At 36.2% G+C, this 6,448-nt stretch carries 5 protein-coding genes; 3 read left to right on the forward strand and 2 right to left on the reverse strand.

The genetic code is table 11. From position 1 onward, the window contains the following. Positions 1 to 304: IS1595 family transposase (locus tag G519_RS46565; protein WP_244280353.1), on the forward strand; the 304-nt coding region annotated here is incomplete at its 5' end. Positions 305 to 764: 460 nt separating this feature from the next. On the opposite strand, the gene G519_RS0137405 is transcribed toward G519_RS46565, so the two are convergent. Then, on the reverse strand, positions 765 to 1,760 hold the full coding sequence (locus tag G519_RS0137405; RefSeq protein WP_029198895.1) for a DGQHR domain-containing protein: 996 nt from the start codon (positions 1,758 to 1,760) through the stop codon (positions 765 to 767). 135 nt (positions 1,761 to 1,895) lie between these two features. Here G519_RS0137405 and G519_RS48580 point away from each other — a divergent pair, with 135 nt between their 5' ends. Both G519_RS48580 and G519_RS0137415 read left to right on the forward strand, forming a co-directional pair. Next, entirely contained in the window at positions 1,896 to 2,231 is a 336-nt protein-coding gene (locus G519_RS48580; protein ID WP_029198896.1) for a helix-turn-helix domain-containing protein, read from the forward strand. A 75-nt stretch (positions 2,232 to 2,306) separates the two neighbouring features. After that, positions 2,307 to 3,572: a BaiN/RdsA family NAD(P)/FAD-dependent oxidoreductase gene (locus G519_RS0137415; protein WP_029198897.1), complete on the forward strand. Its 1,266-nt coding sequence runs from the start codon at positions 2,307 to 2,309 to the stop codon at positions 3,570 to 3,572. Positions 3,573 to 4,250: 678 nt separating this feature from the next. On the opposite strand, the gene G519_RS0137425 is transcribed toward G519_RS0137415, so the two are convergent. After that, positions 4,251 to 5,750 carry a tyrosine-type recombinase/integrase gene (locus tag G519_RS0137425; protein WP_029198898.1) on the reverse strand — a complete coding sequence of 500 codons (1,500 nt, stop codon included), beginning with the start codon at positions 5,748 to 5,750 and terminating at the stop codon, positions 4,251 to 4,253. Positions 5,751 to 6,448: the final 698 nt, after the last annotated feature.

Below are 6,448 nucleotides of genomic sequence, written 5' to 3' on the forward strand. Positions count from 1 at the left end.
GATTGCCAGCGATAGATATCGTTCTTATCAAGCTTTGGCCAAAAATGGCTTCCACCATGAAGCCAAAAAGTACGACCTGAAAGAAAATCCAGATCATCTAAAGTGGCTTCATACGATCATCTCTAATGCGAAAGCTTTTATTGGTGGTACCTACCACGGCTTAGATCCTAAGCACCTACAAGCATATCTCGATGAGTTTTGCTATCGATTCAACCGCCGTGAGGTCAAAAGCGAGTTATTCAATAGGTTAGTTCATTGTTGCCTATCGTCTACGACGATTACCTATCCTGAGCTAGTTGGATAATCAAATAAAATAATTACAAAGCTTTCGGCTCTCATCCAAGACAATGTTTTACTGCTTTCTTTACGTAACAAGAATGTATTCATGATTGCCAAAGCAATTATTGGAACGATTAGTAGATGTTTGATCAGCATGGCTTGGCCAAACGATGTAATCCAAGAGTTAACGTAATAGGGAGAAAGTCTCCCCCATTAACATGAACCCGGCTATAATTGTTAAACAAACACATACGATAGCTGTCGGTGTAAACCATTTTAGAAATGGAGCCCAGTTCTTAAGTTCGACTGTAAACCACCCCACAACAAAAAGTAACGCCAGTGCAACGGATATTCCACTACACTGGCGTTATTTTATTAACTATTAAGTATTGTCTAACTCTTGACACAATCACTTGATGTTTTGCAGGTGATATCATAGTGACTTAGAATGGCCACCATGTTATCCAAGAATCAACTTTTCCTAGCTATTCCGATAACATCTGTGAAACCAATTCTGTCGCTAATGTTCGAGATCCACTTATACCTTTAATATACTTAAATGGGCCGTAACTGGACCAATCTATAGACTTAAGTTTTTTTACATAACTCGCCATACGTTTATAATCAATTTGTTTCTTCTCCTCAGAAACACACTTTGCAAAAATAACAGCCCCTGCCATTGCAAGAGCATTTAAACAAACGATGTGTGTAATTCTATATTCCTTATAATCCAACCATTCCATATTGAAATGTTCTTTAAACGCATTAAAGTACACTAAGACGATCATGAGTTTTTCATCCTTGGATAAACTCGCTACATGATTTGCCTTCAACATAAACTCTAATATTTTATATAAATTCTGCAAGGTAACATGTCTACCTGTGCTCCTTTTACCAGTAATCGTGCCAATGTAATGAAATGGACTATCGCTTCGAACAATAAGCTCGGTAGCTATCCAACTGAAATCATCAGAATATCTACGTAGATATCTACTAAGAGAGATACCGATTCCTTTTGCCTTTGTATTTATTGTATCAAATAGCTGAATTTCTTCATCCTCATCGAGGAAGTGAAATGCTAAGAAAGGAACGTTTATTTCTGAGTTGGTATCCTGTGCATAGCGCTTAATTCCACCTAATCTATGTTGTCCATCCATTAATGAAGCCTTTTCCTTACATATTAATCTTCCATAGGATGGCCTACTTTTATCATAAGTTGAGAACTCCCATTTTGATTCTGCATTTAACAAAATCGGTGTAAATAAAGCATTATCTCCTTTGGAAAGATACATCGCAAAATCATTACATCTTTTAATATCAACAGGACGTTGATATCCTTTGCCTGAAGGATGATCATATGGCTTCACATAAGTTAGTTGTAAGGCAGAGGTCGTAGATAAATTACCCAGATAAGCAACTTTACCCCGCATTTTATATTGAATCACGTTTTCAATAACGTGATGACTCATCAAATTGCTCATGGTGTTATACTCCTTATAGGTTAGTGTACCCTTATTTTAGGTTATATAACACCTATTTTCAAATGGTATTAAGTAGTATATTACACTTCATACTTTGTATGGACTTACCTACTCTTTAAGTAGAGAGGTGAGGATATGTCGAAGTTCTTTGCTAGTGTTGGAAAAAGAGTTAGATTCTATAGAAAAGCTGCGCAACTATCACAAGAGGAACTTGGAGCGCTTCTAAACATTGATCAATCCTATCTCGGTAAAATAGAACGAGGAGAAGTAAATATTACACTTGAAACAATACAAAAAATTTCTGATGTGTTGAATATTAACCCCTCACAATTATTTGAGGAAGAAAAAGACAAAACAACTAAAGAGAAAAATGAACTCCTTAATAAAATAGACCTTCTCTTGGTTAACCTTAAATTAGATGAGTTGAAGACGATATATAGAATCATTAAGGATATTTTGTTATTTAAATAGCTGTGACTCCTCATCTTATTTGGGTTTAGTTCTAATTAATGATACAATTTGCAAAAATGAGTCAAGGAGTTTTGTATGGCATATGATGTAATTGTGGTCGGTGGAGGATCTGCCGGTTTAATGGCAAGTATAGCTGCCAGCTTAAGTGGAGCTAGAGTTCTTCTCCTGGATAAGGGAGATAAATTGGGGCGTAAACTTGGGATTTCTGGTGGCGGTAGATGCAATGTAACAAATAACAAAGAAACGGATGAATTAATCAAACATATCCCTGGCAATGGTCGCTTTTTACATAGTGCATTCAATAATTTTAGTAACAAGGATATCATTGAGTTTTTTGAAAACCTTGGAATTCGTCTTAAAGAAGAAGATAACGGTCGCATGTTCCCTATAAGCGATAAAGCTAAAACGGTTGTGGACGCGCTTGTTAATCAAGTTCGGAAACAAGGTGTAGATATAAGAATTAATAGCCCAGTAGATAACATTAATTTTAATAATGGCTCAGTCTCTGGGGTACGTTTAAAATCTGGTGAAACCATTCGTAGCAAGAATGTGATTGTTGCTTCCGGCGGCAAATCCGTCCCACATACGGGTTCTACTGGTGATGGTTATCTATGGGCTAAAGATGCAGGTCATTCCATTACTGAGCTTTTCCCTACCGAAGTCCCTCTAACCTCTAACGATTCTTTTATCAAAAGTCGAGAATTACAGGGGCTTTCACTTAGAGATGTTACATTGACGGTATGGAATAGTAAAGGTAAGCCTATAATTTCTCATACTGGTGACATGCTGTTCACGCATTTTGGTATTTCTGGACCAATCGCATTGAGATGTAGTCAATTCGTTGTAAAGGAATCAGCCAAAAGTGGGCTAAAAGAGACTATCCTTACAGTTGATTTCCAGCCAAATAAGAGCTTAAGTGAAGTTTATGATGAAACCCTCGTCTTAACTAAAAATGAGCCTAAGAAGGCCATTAAAAACGTTCTCAGAGGATACCTGAATGAACGGGTTATTCCTTTGCTTCTACAGAAAGCTGAACTTGATGAACAACTTACACATGATAATATTCCTAAACAAAATTGGATGGCATTAAGCAAACTAATTAAAGCTTTTCCAATCAAAATATCAGGTACTCTCTCCATAGAAGAAGCCTTTGTAACAGGCGGCGGTGTTAATCTAAAAGAGATCGATCCTAAAACAATGCAATCCAAGCTCATGAATGGATTATATTTCTGTGGTGAAGTCCTTGATATTCATGGCTATACCGGTGGGTACAATATTACGGCTGCTTTTTCGTCAGGTTATACTGCAGGTAAGAATGCAGCAATGTCTCTATCAGAATAAAAAATAGTGCCCCTAACTCTTTTTTGAGGAGAAGGGGCACTACTTTAAAAATCAGGCAACACTTTGCATCGTTGTTCATACAAAGTTGAATTTCCAATCAGTAAAGCATCTCGCTCTATTAGTAACTCCTTAATTTCTTCACGCAGCCTGTCCACCGTAGCTTCCATTTCGGATATTCCTTCATACAATTGGTTTACGTATGCTTCCTGTTTGATTATTACTCCCCCTTAATTTCACCTTCATACTAGATCTATAGAGCCATGCTTCTCAATTACTAATGTTCTTAATTTTTCATTCTCTTCTCTTAATACATGAAGAGCCTTTCTGTACTCAGAAATCAAATCCCTTTGTTTACGATTCTTTTCCATGAGATCCGCTAAATCTTTATGATTAAATGAAGCTTCCTCACTATTCCCTTGTTGTTCAAGAGTTAGCTTGATTTCTTCTACTTCGTTCTCTAACTTGGAGTACCAATCGTCAAGGTAAGTCCATACTTCACCTTCCCATAAGGTGCGGTCACTTTTTAAATTTATCCTAGGACGATTTGCTATGAGTAAAAATACTTCCTTCTTAACTACTTTTGATAATCTACCTTTTTTGCACTCGTTAGTAATATGCCTCTTAACTTGTCCTGCTTCATATTTCAGTCACTCATTGTGAAGCTTCTTTTCCTACCCATTACAATTTTCCTTCTTTCAAGTAATGAAGTGCTTCTCCAAAAGTTAATATTGGCTTGGTTTGCTTATACTTCTTCCAGTAACTCTTGGCTTTGTCCCATAAACCTTTTTTCAGTTTGGGGATCTCTTTTGGGCTAATCGAGAATTTTTTCTCTAATAACTTAGGAAAAGATTCGTCAATTAGCTCAATGATGTCGTGTGAACGTATACTGACTAGTTCTTTCTGTATGGTATCACGTTTTGACTTCGCCATTTCTTCCCCGCGTAACGCCAACAGCATAAACCTAAATATTTCAGCAATATGCTCGTTATACTTATCATCATCAGGTTTGTAGTAATCACATTTAAAACAATGAAGTTCTGTATGACCGCAGTTGAGCATTTCATGTGCTACACAATTATGAGTGAATCTTGGAAATCCTGCAGAAACATTATTTACTGGCATAAAAGCATCAGTAGTAAAGCCAAATTCAGTTGCTTCATCCTTAAACTTCTCAATTAATGAGGATATAAATTGTTCTTTATTTTCGGCTTGTACGACTTTTGCTGCTTGCTCAAGGAGTGGATCAAGTTCAACATCTGTTGCCTCTTCTTGTTTATTTATAATATTACTCCATACACCTTCTTTATAAATCTCACTATAATATTGCTGAATTTCAGGTGAGGATGTTGCTATATAAGGGATTATTGAATTGGGACTGCCATGACCTAGTTGATCTTGTATCTCACGCTTGCTTTTTTTGTTCATTACCATATAAATTGCATGCATTCTCCTAAAATCATGTGATGTAAAATATTCACTTTTAGGACTTTCAGGCCAAAGCCTTTTTTGCAACTTATTTAAAAAGCCATTTATTTGGGCACTTGTTAACGTTGATATATCTGTAGGGCTGGCAAATACTCTATGCTCAGTTAAACCATCTCCGAAGTAAAGATTATTTTTTGGTGAGTAAATCTTATCTTTAGGAGCAAACTTTAAAGATTGAGCAATCCAATTTTGGACATCTTCAGTAGCCTTAACAATATGTGGCTTACCATTCTTTGTTTTATGCATATGCAACCACTTGTTCGCATGATGATCAGTTTTTATGCAATCTTTAAGCAATAAACAAACAGCCGTTACCCTAGATCCTGTTGCTAATTGAATAAGACAAGCTCTTCTACAACGAAACTCTAATAAATCATTTTCGTTAACATAAGGTGATTGCTCATCTAAAAGAGCTTGTATTAAAATATAGGCATTTCCTAAGTTTAGTATCTTCCCAAATTCCGTATTTTGCCTTCTCATTGAAAAAGGGATTATCGTATTTACGGCAATATTCAATTGATGTTTTTCCACATAATAGATTAACCATTTTCTTAATGAATTCCGAAACTTATTTATCTTTTTGCGGTTCCATTTACTACGAACTTGAGTAAGGATTTTTTCTAAACCTCCCAAAATCAGATCAGAAGGTGAATTTATTCCAAACCCATTAAATAGTTTAATATAATTTTTCATTTCAGAAGATTGTGTAGTCCAGGTGTTAAATGTTATAGACCTGACTGCACTTCTTATATTTGATTTAGTTACCTCTTCAGGAGCGCTCTTGATATCTAAATCTTTTATATGAAAAAATAAATAATGAAAAATGTATTCATAAAAGCTTTTAGCTAATTCTGTATCAAATTCACTTAATATTTTATTCCATCCGTCTTTTTCAAGGTCAAACTGAGATCTAGGAGTCCGCTGACCTAGCCGACTAGTTACAGGAGATTCTTTTTCTTTTTCTAGGATTGCGCTTAATTTTATTAAGACTCTTCTCCTCTGGGTATCATTACTCTTCTCAGCATATGTTTTTAATACTATAAGAAGATCATCGTCAATATGTTTCCTACTGTTGCCGCTGAATCATAATGCCCAAAAGCTGACGGAATTGCCTGTCCAGGGATTGACGAATATAATGACCGTATCACAGTAAAGGAAAAGGACGCCTCCATAAAACGTGTACCTGTTAGCGCAGGTACACCGGAGACATCCTCTCACAAAAAATAACATGGTCATTGTATCAAATTATGAGCTGGTTGAGAAGGTCACCGGCGTTTTTTGTTAGGTGTGTGGAAATCGTGCCTTGCCCCTGTTGTGGCGAAGGACTTAAGGTTATTGGTAGTCGAAGGCGAATCTGTAGGAATGCGACTGGAGAAGTTAAGGTATTCATC

It is taken from the genome of Paenibacillus alginolyticus DSM 5050 = NBRC 15375 (assembly GCF_000422905.1).
GTDB lineage: Bacteria > Bacillota > Bacilli > Paenibacillales > NBRC-103111 > Paenibacillus_E > Paenibacillus_E alginolyticus.

Excerpts from the sequence above, each read along its gene's own strand:
- G519_RS0137425 (WP_029198898.1), bottom strand. The coding sequence starts at position 5,750 with ATGAAAAATTATATTAAACTATTTAATGGGTTTGGAATAAATTCACCT.
- G519_RS0137415 (WP_029198897.1), top strand. The coding sequence starts at position 2,307 with ATGGCATATGATGTAATTGTGGTCGGTGGAGGATCTGCCGGTTTAATG.
- G519_RS0137405 (WP_029198895.1), bottom strand. The coding sequence starts at position 1,760 with ATGAGCAATTTGATGAGTCATCACGTTATTGAAAACGTGATTCAATAT.
- G519_RS48580 (WP_029198896.1), top strand. The coding sequence starts at position 1,896 with ATGTCGAAGTTCTTTGCTAGTGTTGGAAAAAGAGTTAGATTCTATAGA.